The sequence below is a fragment of the Chitinophaga japonensis genome (assembly GCF_007830125.1).
Lineage (GTDB): Bacteria > Bacteroidota > Bacteroidia > Chitinophagales > Chitinophagaceae > Chitinophaga > Chitinophaga japonensis.
Genome location: NZ_VLLG01000007.1, coordinates 25,558 through 45,641 on the forward strand (window position 1 = coordinate 25,558; position 20,084 = coordinate 45,641).

The window sequence follows — 20,084 nt, forward strand, 5'->3', positions numbered from 1 at the left end:
TCATCAGCCAGCACATTTAAATCGCTATTTGCCAGCATTGTAATTAAATCCATGTATATGATCAAAAAGAGGACCATTCCGGTGGTGTTATCCGCGTTACTGATGAGCTATTGCAATACCGGCAATGTAGAAAAGTTGCAGGACGGGCTCCTGATCCACCTGCAACAAACGGCCGCCAACGGCCCCCGCCAGGTAAAGCTGCAAGTGATGACCGACCGGGTGATCCATGTATCTGCCGGCCCGGCAGATACCCTTTCCACTATCCCCAGCCTGATGGCGGTGAACAGCGGCGGCCCGGAGGTGGAGTGGACATCCGAAGAAAAAGGAGACACTGTTCTCCTGCAAACAAAAGTGATCACCGCGCTGGTATCCCGGCAAACCGGGGCCGTGATCTTCCGCGACAGCGCCGGCCATACCATTTTACAGGAAGCGGCAACCGGCAGCAAGACCTTTGAACCGGTAACGATCGACGGGAAGGCGCTGTACCGCGTGCGGCAGGTGTTCGAGTCCCCGGCAGACGAAGCCCTCTACGGCCTTGGACAGCCCCAGACCGGTGTGCTGAACTACAAGGGCCAGGATGTGGACCTTACCCAGTACAATTCCGTGGTAGCCGTGCCCTTCCTGGTATCCAGCCGCCACTATGGCATCTTATGGGACAACTATTCCATTACCCGCTTCGGAGACGACCGGCCTTATGAACAACTGGGCCGCCTGACCCTGTATGACCAGGATGGAAAGGCCGGCGGACTGACCGCCACCTATGCGGACCGGCAGCAGCCCAGCAAGGTGTACCTGCGCCAGGCGGAGAACAAGATCGACTACACGTTCCTGGCAGACCTGGAGTACATACCCGCCGCTTTCCCGATGGCGAAAGGACAGGTGACCTGGGAGGGCTCCCTGGAGCCGGCTGCGGACGGCGAGCATAAGTTCTTTATGACCAGCTCCGGCTATATTAAGGTATGGCTGGACGGACAACTGGTGCTGGACAAATGGCGCGAAGGCTGGAACCCCGGCCCCAGTGTATTCCGGCATATGCTGCATAAAGGACAGCGGCATACGCTGAAGGTGGAGTGGACCCCGGAATCCACCCAGGCCTTTGTATCGCTGAAATGGCTGCCGCCTACGCCCGACAGCCTGCGCAATAAATGGGCGCTGACCTCTGAAGCCGGGGAAAAGACCGATTACTATTTTGTATACGGGCAAACAGCGGATGAAGTGATCAGCGGCTACCGCCACATTACCGGCAAGGCCACCCTGCTGCCCCGCTGGGCGCTGGGCTTCTGGCAAAGCCGTGAGCGGTACAAGACCCAGGAGGAAATAGAAAGCACCGTGCAGGAGTTTCGTAAAAGGCAGATACCGCTGGACAATATCGTACTGGACTGGTCCTACTGGAAAGAAGACGCCTGGGGCAGCCAGGAGTTTGACCCTGCGCGCTTCCCGGACCCTGCCGGTATGATCCAAAAGCTGCACGACCAGTATCATGCGCACTTCATGATATCCGTGTGGCCCAAGTTCTATGAAGGCATTCCCAATTATAAACTGTTTGACGAAAAGGGATGGCTGTACAAACAGAACATCAAAGACCGGCAGCGCGACTGGATCGGCCAGGGATATGTGTCCACTTTTTACGACGCCTATCATGCGGATGCGCGCAAGCTGTTCTGGCAACTGCTGGACCAGCACCTGTTCAGCAAGGGCGTGGACGCCTGGTGGCTGGATGCCACGGAGCCGGACATCCTTTCCAACGCCAGCATCGAACGTCGCAAAAGGCTGATGAACCCTACGGCGCTGGGCCCCTCCACGCAGTACTTCAACGGGTATGCCCTGGCCAATGCCAGCGGCATCTATGAAGGACAGCGGCAGGCCAAACCGGACCAGCGGGTATTTATCCTCACCCGCTCCGCCTATCCCGGCATACAACGCTATGCAGCGGCTACCTGGAGCGGCGACATTGCCGCCCGTTTTGACGAGCTGGCCCGTCAGATACCGGCCGGCATCAATTTCTCCCTGTCCGGCCTGCCTTACTGGACCACCGATATCGGCGGCTTTTACGTAGAGGACAAATATGACATGCCGGCCCCGCAGGGCGCGGCCCGGCAGGAGTGGCGCGAGCTGAACACCCGCTGGTTCCAGTACGGCGCTTTCTGCCCCCTGTTCCGCAGCCATGGGCAGTTCCCCTACCGGGAAATGTACAACATAGCGCCTGCAGACAGCCCGGAATACCAATCCATGCTGTATTACGACCAGCTACGCTACCGCCTGATGCCATACATCTATACGCTGGCGGGCAACACCTACCATCATGACTATACGATCATGCGGGGCCTGATCATGGATTTCCCGGCTGATACCACCGTGCGTAACATCAAAGACCAGTTCATGTTCGGCCCGGCCCTGCTGGTGAACCCGGTGTATACCTACCAGGCCCGCAGCCGCAGCGTATACCTGCCGGCCGGCAATGGCTGGTATGACCTGTATACCGGCCAGTATAATGAAGGCGGCCGGCACATCACGGCCGGCGCACCACTGGAGCGTATACCCATTTACGTAAAAGCCGGCAGCATACTGCCGCTGGGACCTGCACTGCAGTATACCGGCCAGCGCCCGGCAGATACCCTGACCCTGTATGTGTACACCGGGCAGGACGGGCGCTTTACACTGTATGAGGATGAGGGCCTGAACTACCAGTATGAAAAGGGGAAATTCAGCTCCATCCCCCTCTCCTACAATGAGGCCGCGCAAACGCTGACCATCGGCAAGCGGGAAGGCAGCTTCCCCGGCATGCTGGAGCAGCGCACGGTCCGCGTTATAAAAGTGGGCAGGAACAAGGCCACCGGTCTGCAATTTGACCAGGCGGCCGACACCACTGTAACCTATAACGGTGAGGAGCAAACGATCAATATCCGTTAACAGGTCTATTATCTCTATACCTATTATTACCCAATAAGACAATCAAACAGATTTCACATGCAAACTGCGTACAAAAACTTACAAGCATGGGCGGGCTGCGGCCTGCTGTTCCTGGCCCTGGTACTGGCCGGGCAGCGCGCTGCCGCCCAGGCTGCCAAACACCCGTTGTCCGGGAAGGTAACGGCTGCCAAAGACAACAGCCCCCTGCCCGGCGCCAGCGTGGCGATCAAAGGCACCACCACGGGCGCCATTACAGATGCTACCGGTAACTTTTCCCTCCAGGTAAGCGACAATGATACGCTGGTAGTTTCCCTGATCGGCTTCAGCCGGCAACTGGTGCCGGTAAAGGGACAAACCACCCTGACCATTGCACTGGCAGACGGCACTACCGGTCTGGATGAAGTAGTGGTAGTGGGATATGGCACGGAAAAAAGAAGGCTGAACACCGGCGCTATCGGCAGCGTGAAAGGCGGCGCGCTGGAAGAAACCCATACGCTGCGCGTAGACCAGGCGCTGCAGGGACAGACCGCCGGCATACAGGTGACCTCCAACTCCGCACAACCGGGCGAGAGCATGAAAGTGCGTATACGCGGTACCGGTACCGTTGGCAATTCCGACCCGCTTTATATCGTGGACGGCGTGCCCACCACGGATATCAGCTACCTGAACTCCTCTGATGTGGCCTCCATGGATGTGCTGAAAGACGCGGCCTCCGCCGCCATTTACGGCTCCCGCGCTGCCAACGGCGTAGTGATCATCACCACCAAAAAAGGCCGCAAAGGCAGCATGCAGGTGAGCTATGACGGCTTTTACGGCGTACAGAACCCGGCGCGCAAGCTGCCGCTGCTGAATGCCCGCGAATTTGCCATTATTATGAACGAGGCCCATATCAACTCCGGTCAGCCCGCCCGCTTTTCGGTGGAACAGATCAATGCCCTGGGCAAGGGCACGGACTGGCAGGAAGCGGTGATGAACAAAGATGCGCCTACCACCAGCCATACCATCAGCGTTTCCGGCGGCTCCGAAAAATCCGTGTACTCTACTTCCCTTTCTTACATGAAGCAGGACGGCACCATCGGTTTCGAGGGACAGTCGCAGTATGAAAGGATCGCGTTCCGCCTGAACTCCGAACATAACCTGTACAAGAACATCGTGAAGTTCGGGGAGAACTTTACCTATACGCTTTCCAATAAAAAGGGCATTGGCGTGGGCAATATCTATGATAATACCCTACGCTCCATTGTGAATACCAGCCCGCTGTTCCCGGTGTATGACAGCGCCGGCAACTATGCGAAGTCCACCTTCAACCCGCAGGAGGCCAACCCGGTGGCCCTGATGGATTACCGGAACCAGAACAAGACCAAAACGGACCGCATACTGGGCAATGCCTACCTGGAAGTGTCGCCCATCAAAGGACTAAAGCTGCGCAGCGATTTCGGGCTGGACCTGAAATATACGAACCTGAACAGCTTCCTGCCGGTGTATGACCTGGCCGCGAATATCAAGAACGAGCACTCCCGCGCTACCCAGGACATGAACCGCACGACCACCTGGAACTGGGACAACACCATTTCCTACCAGCGTGATTTCGGGAAACATAACGCCAGCATATTACTGGGCACCACTGCCAACGAAACGAATGCCTTCTATGTGAACGGTTACCGGGAAGATGTGACCATACCGGACCTGGACCATGGCATTATAGACAACGGCACCGGCACACAACGGATATTTGGCGGCCGCAGCGAAGATGCGCTGCTCTCCTACTTCGGGCGTGTGACCTATAACTACGCGGAGAAGTACATGCTCACGGCCATCCTGCGCCGGGACGGCTCTACGAAGTTCGGCGCCAACAACCGCTTCGGTAACTTCCCTTCTGTATCCGCCGGCTGGGTGGCCAGCAACGAGTCTTTCATGAAAACAAAGTGGCTGGACTTCCTGAAACTGCGCGCCAGTTGGGGACAGAACGGTAACCTGCCGGCGGTGTACGCCTATAACAACATCGAGAGCAGCCGCTTCCTGTACATGGCTACCATCACTTCCTCTTACCTGGATTATTATTTCGGCAGCGATGACACCAAGTACGTAGGCTCCGCCCCGGACCGCGTACCCAATCCCAACCTGCTCTGGGAAACCTCCGAGCAGCTCAACTTTGGCATCGACGCGCAACTGCTGCAGGATTTCAGCCTGACAGTAGACTGGTACCGCAAGACCACCAAGGACTGGATCATTACTGCACCGGTGCCGGCTATTGCCGGTACGGAGCCGCCTACCATCAACGGCGGCAGTGTAAAGAACCAGGGCGTGGAAATAGCGCTGGGCTACAGCCACAACTTTGGCGACCTGAGCCTGGGCGTAAATGCCAACGCTACTTTCAACAAGAATGAAGTAATAGACGTACCCAACGCGGAAAAGATCATACCCGGCGAAAAGGACGTGCCCTATGTAGGTATTGATGAAATATACCGCACGCAGAAAGGCTACCCGGTAGGCTATTTCTACGGCCTGCGGACGGACGGCATCTTCCAGAACGAAGCGGAAGTGCAAAGCTATACCAGCAAGGAAGGCAGCCTGATACAGCCGCTGGCCAGACCCGGCGATGTGCGCTTTGTGGACCTGAACGGCGACGGTGTGATCGACAGCCGGGACAAGACCATGATCGGCAACCCGAACCCGGACCTGAGCTACGGGCTCAATATCAGCCTGGGATATAAAGGCTTTGACCTTTCCGTATTCCTGTACGGGGTGTCCGGCAACCAGGTATTTGACGGTATCCGTGACTTTGCCAGCCCGCTGAGCAACTATACTACGGCCATCCTGGGACGCTGGCACGGGGAAGGCACTTCCAACACGCTGCCGCGTGTAACGCTGGCCGACGAGGGTAACCAGAACTGGACCCGCTCTTCGGACCTGTTCATCAAGGACGCTTCTTTCCTGCGCGTGCGCAGCATTAACCTGGGTTATGACCTGAAAAAGGTATTGCTGCAGCAGCTCCCGGTACAACAGTTACGGCTGTACGTTTCCGGGTCCAACCTGTTTACGTTCACGAAATACAAAGGCATGGACCCCGAAGTGGGTTATGGCCCCTATCCCTGGGTATCCGGTGTGGACGTAGGCACTTATCCGCAGCCCAGGACCGTGATCGTAGGACTGAATGCCAGGTTTTAAACTTCAAAACAACAACGTTTATGCAACTGAAAAAGATCATCGTATCTGCCATTATACTGACCACTGCCCTGTCCTGCAGCAAGAGCTTCCTGGAGCGGGAGCCGATAGACCGGATAGTGGAAGAGACCTTTTATAAAACACCCAAAGATGCCCTGGAGGCGCTGGTAGCTGTATACGACGGGCTGCAGCAGGGCGCCGGCGATCAAAACATCCAGCTGGTAAGCGAGATCGTGAGCGACAACTGCTTTGGCGGCGGCGGGGAATCGGACCTGACCTGGAGAAGATGGGACCGGTTTGAGAACGGCAATAACCAGAACCTGGACAACTGGACCAAAGCCTATACCGGCATTTACCGGGCCAACCTGCTGCTGAGCAAAGTGGACGGCGTAAACTGGGGCAGCGATACCACGCTGAAAGTTCGCTATACTGCCGAAGCCCGCTTCCTGCGCGCGTATTTCTACTTTGACCTGGTGCGCATGTTCGGTCATGTACCGCTGGTAACCGAGCCACTGCTACCCGGCCAGTACAATGTACCGCAGGCCCAGCCGGCGGATGTGTACCGGCTGATAGCGGAGGACCTTCAATATGCCGCCGATAATTTAGCTGCCACACCCTACGGCGCCATATCATCTGCGGAATACGGCCGCGTGACCAAATGGGCGGCGGAAGCGCTGCTGGGCCGCGTGTTCCTGTACTATACCGGTTACTATAATCAGCCGGACATAGCCGGCGCCGTTACCAAACAGGAAGTGCGCACGTATATCGATGACGTGATCAATGCCAGCGGCTACGGGCTGGTAGACTCATTCCCCCGCCTGTGGCAGGCATCGCTGGGCAGCTTTGCCGGGGAAGACAACCAGGAGACCGTATTTGCCGTAAAGTATACCTACAAGGGGCTGGGCGACTGGAACAATCATGATGGCAACCGTATGCAGGTAATGATCGGGTTCCGCAATGGCGCCGTGCCGCCCTATTACCAGGGTTGGGGCGCTGCGCCGGTGAACCCCAGCCTCTGGGCAGCTTATGAAGCCGGCGATACCCGGCGGGGCGGCTCCATCATTTCCGTGGAAGCAGAAAACCTCACTTATACGGAAACATACCCGCAGAAAACGGGCTTTATGTGGAAGAAGTACATGCCCATGGTGGACCTGAAACCGGAGGACCAGGGAGGCAATTTCCAGATAGACAATTTCTATGATTACGTGGCCATTCGCTTTGCCGATGTATTGCTGATGGGCGCAGAGCTGAACCTGGATGGTGACCTGGGCAAGGCGCAGGCCTACTATGACCGGGTGCGGGACCGGGCCTTCCTGGACCAAAGCCACCGCAGAACATTAACACCGGATGCCAACGGCAAAAAGCTGATCATGGAAGAACGCCGCCTGGAGCTGGCGCTGGAAGGGCACCGCTACTGGGACCTGCTGCGCCAGGGCGTGTCTGCCGCCAAACAGGCGATAGATAACAACGCCGGGAACGCACAGTTCAACGTCACCTTCCGGCCGGAAACACAGGGCCTGTTCCAGATACCGCAACAGGAGCTGAACCTGTCCAACGGCACCCTGCAGCAAAACACGGGATGGAATCAGTAGGAAGTGAGAAGTGAGAAGTAAGATGTAGGAGGTAGAATGCGGGAGGTAAGAAACAATACAATGACTGAAAAATAGTAACCAATGAAATTTAGCACCACATACTTTAAAAATATGCTTGCAGCCTGTCTGGCACTGTGTGGCCTGGCTGCCTGCGATCCGCAGGAGGACCGGGACAACCTGCCTACCCCCCTGCAGGCCTCGGCCCTGGATTTTTCCGTGACCCAGCAACAGGGGTATGACAACGTGATCTACCTGGAGAACCGCACCAAAGGCGTGATCCCCTACTGGGACTACGGCACGGGCATTTCCAACAAGGAAAGGGATACCATTAACATTCCTTTTGCGGGCAGCTTTTACATCCGCTTTGTGGCCTACACCAGCGGCGGGCCTGTAAAAGACTCTGTGCAGATCCAGGTATCGGAGAACGATGCCAATTATTTCAGCAGTCCCATGTGGAACCTGCTGACCAACGGGGACGCCGGCAAAACCTGGGTATGGGCTATGGACACGCCGGGCGGCGCACCATACGGCAACGGCTCCGGCACCGCTACTGCACCTGAATGGTGGAAGCCTACCCCGGCAGACGTGGTATCCTGGGATGTGGCGGACGATGAAATGACCTTTGACCTGAACGGGGCGGCCAACTACACCAAAGTAACGCCTACCGGTACTACGAAGGGACTGTTTGTGCTGGACACGCTGAACCGGACCCTCAAGATACTGGGCTCCGATATCAGCTATGGCGCCAGCATTACCTATGTAGTGGTAACGCTGAACGAGAACGAGTTGACGCTGGCGCAGCAAGGTGACGGATGGCGGAACCTGTGGATGTTCAAACGCAAGGGATTTAATTACTAGACGATATTATATTTCACGAGGTTTTAGTTTAAATATGAATAATGCAATAAAGACCGGGGTTGTCCAGCCCCGGTAGCATTTAACACGTTAAGGACAAAAAAAGCGCCGCTCTTTCCAGGGCGGCGCTGCTTTTTTTAAATACATTTCCCCCTTACATCCTCCTCAACGGCACCAGCCTCACCGGCCCCAGCAAGCCGGAAGGTACCGGCGCCCAGTCTGCCGCAGAAAAGGGTTTATAAAACACGTTCACAAAATTGATCTCGTAAAAGATACGCCATTCCTTTCCCTTCCTATCATAATCGGCTATACGGTTAGCGGGCAGGTTGATCACTTCTACTTCCAGGGTATTCCTGCCGGGCTGCAGGTAGCGGCCTATGCGGGTGCTGAAAGGCAGCGCCCAGAGCGTATCCAGGGCCTGCCCGTTGAGACGGATGGCGGCGCTTTCGCGCACCGTACCCAGGTCCAGCAGCCAATCGTCTGCACGGGTGGCCGGCATGTTGAAAGTGATGCGGTAGCGCCCGGCCCCGGCATATACTTTGGCGGCGCTGTCCGGCAGCAGGGTCCAGGAATAGAGACTGTCCAGTGTGAAGGTTTGAGCGATGGCAGGCTCGCTATCTGTAAAGAATAATTCCCAGGGACCGCTGAGGGGCTGCGGCGGGCCGGCAGGCTGATGGTAAGCCCAGGCAGGGCCCTGCAGGGTATGCGCAGTATCTGTTTGAATAATAACAGACTGGCCGGCCTTTAGCTGCAGGTATACCGCGGACTGGCCATCCTGCTGACGTATGCGGGCAATGCCGCTCTGGCCCGTGTAGGCGTCAAACAGCGCGGCGGACTGCAGGGGCGTAGCCAGTGGCAGCCAACCGTCAAAATCCTGCGCCTGCTGGTTGGCAATGAAATAGTAATAGCCGGAGGCGTGGCGGCGGCGGGTGTAGCGGAGCCCGGTGTCCACCAGGGTTTCCCGGGGCACGGGCACCAGCGGCATGGCCTCTCTGGCGACCGTGGCGGCGATGATGCGGCCTTTGCCCAAACGAGCAACTTTGTTGCCGGTAAAGGAAAGCCTGCCCAACTGTTGTTTCAACTCCTGTAGCTGCCGGCGGCGCTGCACATACTGCTCCAGGCCCGGCACATCCTCCGGCAACTGCTGCAGGAATACCACGGTAGCGCCCTGCTTTGCAAGGTCCAGCAAGCGCTCCAGGGTAGATAAGGGCATATATTTGCAGGCGGGCACCACAATGGTCTTATAGCGGTTGCCCGGCGTATATATCTCACCGTTATTGGCTTTGGCCTGCTGCAAAAGCCGGTCTGAAATAAAGTCCACTCCATACCCATTATCCACCAGCGCCGTAGCGGCGTCGTAGAAAGGAAAGGGCTTCATCCACTCCTCCGTTTTGCCGATCACGAACTGGTAGTAGGGTCCGTTCATGGGCGACTGCCACACATCGTACACCGGCCAGTAGAGCAGCACGTTATTGTCTGCCTGCCCGGCCTGCAGAAAGGACTGCACCCGGGTAATGTAGCTGCTGAAAGCCGGCATGTAACGCCAGAAAGTATTGTACGGGGAAAACGCTACGGAGGCGTAGAACAGCCAGCCCGGCCAGGGCGCATCCTTCGGGGAATAGGGCGTGCCGTGGAACAGCACATGGTTCACGCCGGAGAGCAGGAGATTGTCCAGCTCCGGGCGGCACTGGGACAGGGCGGTTTTAAAATGTTCGGTGAGCCAGGTGAAGGTTTCTGCAGATACCAGCTTTTTACCCGTGATATGCGCGGCGGAAGCGGCAAAGCGTAGCATCATGGGATTGGACTCCGTGTGGCGTATTTCGCTGCTGTCTATCCGCAAGCCGGGGATATTGAAATGGGTGGTGCCGAAGGATTCGCATTCCGGCACGTCCACGGCCGCATACAGGTCCAGCAGGTTGGCCGGGGAGCCGTGGGCCTGGTTGCGGGTAGTGCTGCCCATACGGTGCGCCCAGTCCGTCCAGTTGCGGGTGAAATTCTCCAGCAGCATATCGGATAAGGTTACACGATAATCACTGATCACGCGGCGCACGGTATCGGGATTACCCTGGCCCAGGAAAGCGGGCAGGTAGTTTTCCAGGCGATAGCCCCTGCGGCGGGAAAATTCCTGCAGCAGGTCGGCAGACCAGTCTGCTCCAAACACCTCATAGGAGTCATTGAAAAAGGTATGTGGAGCCGGTGTGTGTGTTTGCTCAAATGCTTTGGTGAAGCCTTCCAGGTAACTGTTGACCACCCTTTCAGAAAAGTGGTCCATTACCCAGCCTTCACCGCCGGGGGAAGCGCGTTTCACCTTTTGGCCGGTTTTGCCATTGAACAGGGCTACCAGGTGCCAGGAGCCGGGAGGCGCCGTCCAGTCCAGCACACCGCCCGCTCCCACTTTATCCGTGAGGTCCAGGCGCGCGCCATCCTTACCGTAGGCCATCAGCACTTCCAGCGGAGCAGGCTGCTGCGTACGGCCCGCATAGCGTACCGGCTCCCGCAGGCGCTGGCCACGCTGCAAGGTATATTCTTCAAAATATACTTTACCGGCCGCATCCTTCTGCGGGATGCCCGGCCCGCCAAAAGGCCAGCCGGTGCCGGTGTTCATATCCACGCCCATGCCTAAACGCCGGGATTCCTGTATGGTGTAGTCCAGCATCTGCATCCACAGCGGCGATAAAAAATCGATGAACTTGTGCTCAAACCCTTTGGTACCGTAGATGGGCGTGATCTCCACGCCGCCCAGGCCGGCCCGCTGCAGCTCCTGCAGGTTCCAGGCCAGTCCCGGTGTATCCACCGCGTTGCCCAGCCACCACCAGCGCGTCCAGGGCTTTGCATCGCGGGTCACCGGGGGCCAGCGGAGCGCCTGGCTGTTGGCAGTTAAACAGATCGTGAGCAGGCAGAGCGTCCATAAACCGGTTCTTTTCATCAGCATGGTGGTCGTTATTTTATCCTGAATATAAAAGCGGAAGCGGTCATATACCGTCCGCCCTGGGCAGCGGTGAACATATAGGCGGGCTTGCCGTCCTTCATCAGCAACTGCGGTCGCTCAAAGCGGCCATAACGTTTGAGGTGCGGGGCCGGCGGCGGCTCCTGTATGTAATGCGCGGCATCGTAGTAGGCAATGGAAGGGTCAGACCAGTGCAGGCCGTCCTTCGCATCCATGTACAGCCCTGCTTTATGGCTGAACACCCCCATATCCCGGGCCAGCATGTTAAAGCGGTCCTGCCCGTACCAGGCAAAAGCGTCTTCCAGCTGCGTGTTGTTGCCCAGGTGGGAGAAATCAATGACCGGGTTGTCCTCATATTTTCGATAAGGCCCTTCCGGCTTGTCCGCAATTGCCAGGCCATACTTGCGGTTACCGCGGATGGGGCCTTTCTGCTGCTCATAGTCCGCCGTGTTCCAGGACTTGTAATACAACCAGTACTGGCCATTGGGGTGCTGTACCAGGGAGGGGTTGGTAGTACAGTGATCGTCCCAGGCGCCGCTGGGGCCGGCTTCCAGCAAAGGTTGCTCACCGCGCCGCCAGGGGCCAAAAGGTGAGTCTGCCACGGCCAGGCCTACACGCTTGGTATTGGTGCGGCCGTTGGAATTGCCCATATAAAAAAGGTAATAGCGGTCGCCGATCTTCTGAATGTGAGGGTTGTGGCAGGTAGTGGCATCCCAGTGCCCCGGGCCGCGGGGCGACAGCACCGTCTGCACAAATTCGAAAGGCGATTCCGGGTCGTCGGCGACTGCATGCGCAATCTCCGAACAATTGATCCAGCCACCCATGCCGCGGGCTGCAGGCCAGCGGGAAAAGAATACGTGCACCTTGCCATCCGGCCCCAGCAAGGGGCTGTTACACCACACGTACCAGTCTTTCATTTCCAGCGCGCGCCCTACCGGCTGCAGGCGTTTACAAAAAGCGGACACCGGGTCTTCGCTGCTCCCGAAAGCGCTTAGCCTGCTGAACAGGAATGATGCGCCCATGCCTGTGATAAATGCCCTTCTGTTCATCGTTATTTAAATTACTAATTGTAGCCGGCATTCTGCTCATACAATCCCGGTTTAATGTTGATCTCCGTTTGCGGTATGGGGTACAAAATATATTCCGCCTGCATGGGTTTCATGACCTGCTTCTCGTCTTCCTGCACTATCCAGGCGTTCATCACGGCTATTACCCTGCCGGTGCGCACCAGGTCGTGCCAGCGCAGGCCTTCGGCCGCAAATTCCAGGCGGCGCTCTTCCATGAGCTGGTCTATGGTTACGCCGCTGAGGGGCGGCAATCCTGCGCGGCCGCGCACTTTGTTCACCAGGCTGTCCACGATGGCCTGGCTGCCGCCGGTGTGCAGCAGGGTTTCCGCGTACATGAGCAGCACATCCGTATAGCGCAGCACCGGCTGGTTAATGCCCCAGTCCCGCAGGTCCACGCCATAGCGTTTGGGGTCCAGGAACTTTTTGAAATAATTTTGATTCACGAAGTTGCCGTTCTCATCCACAAACCCCTGCAGTATGTTAAAGGCCAGGCGCTTGTCTTCCGCAGGATAGCTGTCCAGCAGGTCGCCGGATACAAATTTGAAATCATTGCCGCCGGCCACGGGTATTTTAGCGGCCCGCATGTAGCTGCCGGGCAGCATTTCCGCCGGCATCACCGTACCGGTGCCGGTACCGCCGCTCTTGAACTGCACCTCGAAAACGGATTCGCTGTTATTTTCGTTGTCGTAACTGAACAATTGCGCATAATCGTTGATAAAGGCATACTGCCCGCTGCTGATGATCTCCTGCAGCAGGTCGCGCGCATTCGTATATTCATTACTGTTGAGCACCGGTCCCTTTTCCAGCAGCACCGGGCCGGAGCGGGTAAGGTACACCCTGGCCAGTATCCCCCTGGCGGCATAGCTGGTAGCGCGGCCCTTGGCTGCCCCGGCGTAGGAAGGCGGCAGCAGTTGCGCGGCCGCCTGCAGGTCCTGGATAATGAGGTCGTATATTTCCGGCACGGGCGTGCGGCCGATGCCCTGTGCTTCCGTGGCGCTTACCAGGTGTTCGATCTCAGGCACGGCGCCGAAAAAGCGCACCAGGTCAAAGTACATGAGGGCGCGGATAAAGCGGGCCTCGCCCGTGAACTGATTACGGATGGCCTCGTCCGGCACTTTCTGCTCATTAATATTATCCAGCACGGCGTTGCAGCGCATGATAGTAGTGTAGCAGTCGCTCCAGGCGCCGGACATCAGCGTGTTGGAGGCGTTCAGCGTAAAATTGTTGACCGGGTTCCAGTCATAGGTGCCGCCTTCACCGGGCACGTACATATTATCCGACCTTACTTCCGACAAAAAGAAATGCCGCAGCGGGTAGGCGGACAGCCCGTTGTACGCCCCGTTTATCGCCTGCTCAAAATCCTGCTGGTTGCGGTAAAAATTGTCCACGCTGGGATCGGAGATCGGGTTTACTTCCAGTTTGCTGGCGCAACTGCCCAGGAGGAACAGCAGCGCCGCCAGGTATATTTTTTTGATGATTGCCTGCATATGATCAGAATGAGATGTTAAGACCTAAAACGAATGATTTTGCCAGGGGGAAGGCGCCGTAGTCGTCGCCGGAATCGTTGATGGCTTCCGGGTTGAAGCCGCCATCGTAGTAATCCTTTCCCCAGGCGTTCTCTGCGGACAGATAGATCCTGCCGCCGTTGACGCCGGGAATATGCTTCAGCAGGCGGGCCAGGTCATAACCCAGCGTAACCGTTCTCAAGCGGATGTAAGCCGCATTGTACAGCCAGCGGGAATCCTTGAGGCGGCCATACCTGATGGGCCAGGCCTTGGGCACGATGCCGTTCCCGGGATCTGCCTCGGAGCGCCAGCGGTTGGCCCAGATGCCCAGCGAATTGTCCGACACGCCGCTGCCCTGCCGGTCAATGGCGCGGCCAAAGGTAGAGTAGATCTTGTTGCCCCACTGCCCCTGGAACAGGAAGCTGAAATCAAACCCCTTGTAGGTGAAATTGTTGGTAATGCCCCATACATATTTAGGGTCCGGCTGCCCCATGATCACCGCGTCGTTCACATCGATCACCTTGTCGCCGTTGGCATCGCGGTATTTGGGATCGCCGGCTTCCTCCCCGGTGATGATAGCGCTGGAAGCCGCTTCCTCCGCGGTTTTCAGCACACCGATGGCTTCTATCACATAGAAGGCGCCGATAGGTTGCCCTACGGTGGTGATGTGATGGCCCATGTTATCGAAATTACCGTAAATGATGGGCGTGTTATTGGGGCCCAGTTGCAGCACCTTGTTGGCATTATGGCTGAAGTTGATGCTGGTGCTCCACCCGAGTGCCCCGGTGAGGTTGCGGGTAGACAGCTCCAGCTCCCAGCCCTTGTTCTCCACCTGGCCGATGTTGGTAATGGCCGTGCTGAAACCGGTAACGGCCGCCACGGGGATGCTCAGCAACAGGTCCGTGTTCAGCTTGCGGTAATAATCAAAAGAGGCGTAAATGCGGTTGTCGAACAGGCCCAGGTCCAGGCCGGCATCAATGGTCTCGGATTTTTCCCAGCCCAGGTCCGGGTTGGGAATGTTGGAAGGCACCTGCCCTTTTACCAGTGCGCCTTCGCCGGTGCCCAGCACATAGTTGGCAAAGCCAAGCAGGGCCGACTGGCTGAAGTCGCCGATATTGTTATTGCCGGAGTGGCCCCAACTGGCGCGCAGCTTCAGCTCGCTCACATTGCGCAACCCTTTCATGAAAGGTTCTTCCAGTATGCGCCAGCCGGCAGATACGGCGGGGAACACGCCCCATTTGGTATTGTTGCCGAAGCGGGAGGAGCCGTCGCGGCGAATGGAGGCGGACAACAGGTATTTGTCGCGGTAGCCGTACTGTACCCTGCCAAACCAGGAGATGAGCACGTTCTTTGTTTCGCGTGTATACGTTCCTGATAGTGTGAGGGTAGTAGCGCCGTTAAGCGTATAGATATCGTCCGTACTGTAGTTGGAGCCGCCGATGCGGGCCTCTTCGAAATTGGTCTGGTTATAGGCATAGCCCGCCACCGCGGCTATATCATGATTGCCGAGGCGTTTGTTGTAGGACAACGTGTTCTCGTTCACCAGCGTGGTCTTGCGGTAGGTGTGGGAAGAACCGCTGCCGGGATTGCCATTGCGGATGATGCTGGGTGAAAAATATTTGCGGCGGTAATCGGTATTGTCCAGGTTGAGGGTGGCTTTCAGCACCAGCCCGTCCAGTATGCGGTAATCGCCGTAAAAGCTGCCCAGGGTGCGCAGGCTGCGCTCCTCTCCCATCTGCTCCCGCAGCACGGCTACGGGGCTGACGGTGGAGCTGGCCCAGGCATAGCGTGGGTTGGGCACCACACCGGTTTCCAGCCCTACGCTGTCCTCCACGATGGGGGTGGCGCTCACGGCCTTGTGCAACTGCTGGTCCTTTCCTTCTGCGCCGGGATCAGTAACGGCGCTATAGGATGTGGCGATGTTGAGCCCCAGGTTAATGCGCTCATTCGCTTTCAGGTTCACGTTGGAACGGAAGGAATATCTTTTATACCCGGTATGGATCACAATACCTTCCTGGTTGAGATAATCGCCGGAAATGCGGTAGGTGATCCTATCCGTGCCACCGGAGGCGGCCAACTGGTAGCTTTGCACCAGGCCTTTGCGGAACAGCTCATCCTGCCAGTTCACAAAGCGCAGGCCGGGATGTCCCGGCTGGTACCAGCGCTCATCATATATCCGGGTAAAATCAAAGCCGCCCAGCTTTTCGCGCCTTACCTGCGGGTTGTCCGACGCCAGGCGGCCCAGGGCCGGGTTCACATAGTTATAATCAATGATCTCCCGGGCGCGGTCTATCCATTCTTCCGCGGAGAGCATATCGATCTTTTTAACGGTTTCCTGCCAGCCCACGTAGGTATTGAACTCCATGCGGTTGCGGCCGGACTTCCCGGACCTGGTGGTAATGATCACCACGCCGTTGGCCGCCCGGGAGCCGTAGATAGCGGCCGCCGAAGCATCTTTCAGCACCTGTATAGAGGCAATGTCATTGGGGTTGATATTATCCAGCGCGGAGCCCTGGGCAAAGTTGCCGCTGGCGCTGGGACTGGACACATCCAGCGGAAAACCGTCTATCACGTACAGGGGCTCTGTGCCGGCGTTGATGGAACCGGTGCCGCGCACTTTTACCTGGAAGCCCTTGCCGGGCGCACCGCTGGTCTGCTTTACCTGCACCCCTGCCATCTGCCCTACCAGCGCCTGGTCTACCCGCGCAATGGGCCGCTCATCCAGGTGCTGCGCATTGAGGGTGGCGATGGCGCCGGTCACATTGGCCTTCTTTTGCGTACCATAGCCCACTACCAGCACTTCGTTCAGGTCCTGGTTGCTTTTGCTGAGGGGCACGGTCATATTGCGTGTACTTGTTACCGTTACTTCCTTTGTTTCATAGCCTACATAAGTAAATACCAGCACGGCGCCCTGCGCTGCAGGCAGGGTAAAGCGGCCATCCGCGCCGGTGGCCACGCCATTGTTACTGCCTTTTATACGCACGTTCACGCCGGGGAGGGGTGTCCTGTCCTGCGCATCCAGTACGCGGCCGCTGATATCCGGGCCGGATTGAAAAGCATGGCTGTAAAAATGCTGCAACAGCAAGAGGGCGCAGCAGATCAACCTGCGGTATAAAATATACTTCATCGTGGAACAGTTTTTTTAATATCAATTCGCTTGTTTCTTCGGCTTCAGCTCGTCCGGGCTGCCTTTTGTATACGGGTTAAATGCCGGGCGGGCGGGCGGCGTGAAAATATCCTGTACAGCAGCCAGCGGTAATTCATCCGGCGGATGAAAATCCTCCGACTGCATATAACGGAGCAGGCTATACCGCAACTGCCTGGCTGCGGGGCGCTGCTGCAGCTCATGGCTGATGTCCATGCTGCACAGCAGCAGCCGGCCCCTGCCAATGCGGGCCTCTGCCAGCATGGCGAGGCGCCGGTTCAGGAACCAGGTGTCAATGCTGTACACCAGGGGGCGGAAACCGGGCGGGAAGCTTTCCAGGTCCATCACCTGCCCGCCATTCACCAGCTCCCACCACTGGTAATTGCTGTGATATTCCGTAGGGAAGTACCGGAAAGCCGGGTGGGCGGGATCGCAGTACAGGCCCAGGGTGTGCGGGGGCCGCATTTTGAACCAGGAAGTGTTCCAGAAAACGGGGGTGAACGACTGCACCACTTCCCTGCCCCGCTGCACCTTTCCGGCGGCCAGCAACAGCACTTTGCCGCCTTCCTCCAAACGCTTTACGGCAGCGGCATCCAGGGTATCGCAAACATATATACCTGCAGCATCCGGCATGGATAACGCAGACGGGTATACCCAAAACTGCCAGCTATTGGCAACGGCGGTATGCGGGATGCCTATTTCGAGGGTAAGCATGGCGGCCGTGTCAAAACGCTGCAGGGGCAGGCGGATATCGCCCAGGGAAATATTATCGCCCAGCGGCACTTCCTGCACAGGCAGCCGGCCCTGCGCCACTATCCTGCCGGCGGCATCCTTCACCTGCCACTGCGGCTGCACCTGCGCCAGCGGGCCCTGCCCGAAATGCGCCACCGTTACGCGGGCCTCCAGCGTTTCCCCGCTGGTGTACACCAGCTTATCCATTTTTGCCAGCAGCACGGTCGTATCGCAAAAGCGGCGGAATTCCGGCGCTGTTACATATCCTTTTTCTTTCCAGAAAGCATTGAGCACGCCTACCAGGGCGGTGCCCTGCCCGGGGTAATCGTTCAGGGACAGGAGCTGGAAACCAGCCAGGCCCGGCGTGCGGAAGGCCGCTTCTATTTCCGCCTTGTAGCACAGCACCTGCAGTTTGCCGGAAGCCATTAAAAAATGCCGGGCCTGCGACGCCAGGTGATGGCGCTGCAGGTGATCGCGGAACAGCTCCAGGTTATGCGCGCGGAATGCGCCGGTGTAGGCGGGTATCTCGGAGAAATCGGGAAATACGCACCACTGGCCCATTTCATGGGTCACGTAGGGCGCCTTTTGTTCCTTTATGCGGTCGTAATAATCAAAAGCGGTACCGGGCGGTTTAGACCAGCGGAGGCCGCGGGGGCCTGACTTCACGATGAACTCGCTTTCCGGCACCCAGGGCCAGCTCATGCCCACGGAAGCGCCGGTATATACATGCCGTGGGTCTTTTGCTTTCCAGTAGTTCACAAAGCGACCCAGGTACTGCGCCTGTTTACCGCCTCTTGGCTCGTTGCCGTAGGCCATCATGCAAAAAGAGGCATAATTGCCGTAGGCTTTGGCCATGCGGTTGGTCTCATCGTAGATGTATTGGTCAATGGGCGCGCCATCGCCCAGGGAGGAACCGTGATTGGCCCAACTGGGGCCTTCAGGCTGCAGGTAAAACCCGACAAGGTCCGCTGCTTTGAACGCGGCTTCCGGCGGGCACCAGGAGTGAAAGCGCATATGGTTGAGCCCAAACGCGCGGGCGATGCGGAAAATGCGCAGCCAGTCCGCTTCGCTGGTGGGGGGATAACCGGTGAGCGGAAATACGCAGTTCTCCACCGTACCCCGGAGGAACAGCGGCCGGCCGTTGATGGTAAAGCGACGGCCATCGGTCTTAAAGGCGCGCATGCCGAAGCTGACCCGCTTTTTATCCTGCGCTCCATGTTCCGGTATAAGCGTTACCGTGAGGCGGTAGAGTGCAGGATGGAACTCATCCCACAATTGCAGGTCGTTACCCATCGGGTATACCAGCTCCAGCAGGGCGGTATCCCCGCTGATGGTCACCTGCTTTTGCAGGGGCGGGGGCGTATGCGGCACGGCGCTGTTGAAGCTGCTGGCAGCCAGCAGCACCCTGGCCGCCAGGGGCGTATTTCCCTTTTGCACCACCTGCAGGCGCAGCCTGATGCGTTTGTTATCCACATCCGGGTACACCTGCACATCCTCCAGCCATATGTTAGCGCCGGCTACCAGGTCCATGCGGCCGGTAATGCCGTTCCAGTTGCCCTGCGTGTGATCGGTAATGCTGTGCGAGTCCGGGCCTACATTGATCTCCTTTACCCGGTTATCCACGCGGATGGTGATGGTATGGGCCCCGGGTGTGAGCGCAGTGCCCAGGTCATAGACATGGGGAGCGCTAAGGCTGTTCTGCATGCCGGCGGCTTTTCCATCCACCCATACGGTGGTTTCCCAGTGGGGCCTTTCCAGGGTGAGCACCACGCGGCGGCCCTTCCAGGCAGCGGGAATACTGATCCTGCGCTGGTACCAGGCGGGGCCGGTGTAATATTTTACCGGCGTAAGCCAGAAGGGGAACCAAAGCCGGCCGGGCCGCCGGTACTTTGCCATTTCGGGATTAAAATACCAGGAGCTATCATAGATGCTGCCCGTCCATAACGTGTGCAGGGTTACCTCACCACCTTTGCCATTCTCCCGCATGGAGCCGGGCAGGCGGATACGGCCGCCCAGGCGCTGCGCGTACCATTTTTCCTGCAGGCCCTGGTCTGCAGGGTCTTCCCGGAACTGCCAGTTGCCTGACAACGTGATGGTATCCTCCCCGGTGTAGCCGTAACTGTTATGGAAGAATAGTAAAGCGGCGAGTAAGAGTTTTAGTTTCAT

Annotated in this window: 9 protein-coding genes; 4 read left to right on the plus strand and 5 right to left on the minus strand. The window is 57.7% G+C overall.

Annotated features, from left to right (window positions below; genetic code table 11):
- Nucleotides 1-57 precede the first annotated feature (57 nt).
- From LX66_RS26070 to LX66_RS26085, 4 genes are all read left to right on the plus strand, one after another.
- Entirely contained in the window at nt 58-2,910 is a 2,853-nt protein-coding gene (locus LX66_RS26070) for a TIM-barrel domain-containing protein (RefSeq protein ID WP_211366578.1), read from the plus strand.
- Between the two features lie 57 nt (nt 2,911-2,967).
- On the plus strand, nt 2,968-6,078 hold the full coding sequence (locus LX66_RS26075) for a SusC/RagA family TonB-linked outer membrane protein (RefSeq protein WP_145719011.1): 3,111 nt from the start codon (nt 2,968-2,970) through the stop codon (nt 6,076-6,078).
- Nucleotides 6,079-6,098: 20 nt separating this feature from the next.
- Nucleotides 6,099-7,667 carry a RagB/SusD family nutrient uptake outer membrane protein gene (locus LX66_RS26080; protein ID WP_145719013.1) on the plus strand — a complete coding sequence of 523 codons (1,569 nt, stop codon included), beginning with the start codon at nt 6,099-6,101 and terminating at the stop codon, nt 7,665-7,667.
- Nucleotides 7,668-7,778: 111 nt separating this feature from the next.
- The gene (locus LX66_RS26085) at nt 7,779-8,525 is read left to right on the plus strand and encodes a hypothetical protein (RefSeq protein WP_145719015.1); all 747 of its coding nucleotides are present in this window, start codon (nt 7,779-7,781) and stop codon (nt 8,523-8,525) included.
- A gap of 151 nt (nt 8,526-8,676) precedes the next feature.
- On the opposite strand, the gene LX66_RS26090 is transcribed toward LX66_RS26085, so the two are convergent.
- Genes LX66_RS26090 through LX66_RS26110 form a run of 5 tightly spaced genes read right to left on the minus strand, consistent with a single transcriptional unit; the run spans nt 8,677 to nt 20,084 of the window.
- Entirely contained in the window at nt 8,677-11,454 is a 2,778-nt protein-coding gene (locus tag LX66_RS26090) for a glycosyl hydrolase (protein ID WP_211366580.1), read from the minus strand.
- Between the two features lie 8 nt (nt 11,455-11,462).
- Nucleotides 11,463-12,518, minus strand: coding sequence for a glycoside hydrolase family protein (locus LX66_RS26095; RefSeq protein ID WP_145719017.1), 1,056 nt, complete (start codon nt 12,516-12,518; stop codon nt 11,463-11,465).
- Nucleotides 12,519-12,532: 14 nt separating this feature from the next.
- Nucleotides 12,533-14,023 carry a RagB/SusD family nutrient uptake outer membrane protein gene (locus tag LX66_RS26100; protein WP_145719019.1) on the minus strand — a complete coding sequence of 497 codons (1,491 nt, stop codon included), beginning with the start codon at nt 14,021-14,023 and terminating at the stop codon, nt 12,533-12,535.
- Nucleotides 14,024-14,027: 4 nt separating this feature from the next.
- Entirely contained in the window at nt 14,028-17,168 is a 3,141-nt protein-coding gene (locus tag LX66_RS26105; RefSeq protein WP_145719021.1) for a SusC/RagA family TonB-linked outer membrane protein, read from the minus strand.
- Nucleotides 17,169-17,189: 21 nt separating this feature from the next.
- The gene (locus tag LX66_RS26110; protein ID WP_145719023.1) at nt 17,190-20,084 is read right to left on the minus strand and encodes an exo-beta-1,4-galactosidase; all 2,895 of its coding nucleotides are present in this window, start codon (nt 20,082-20,084) and stop codon (nt 17,190-17,192) included.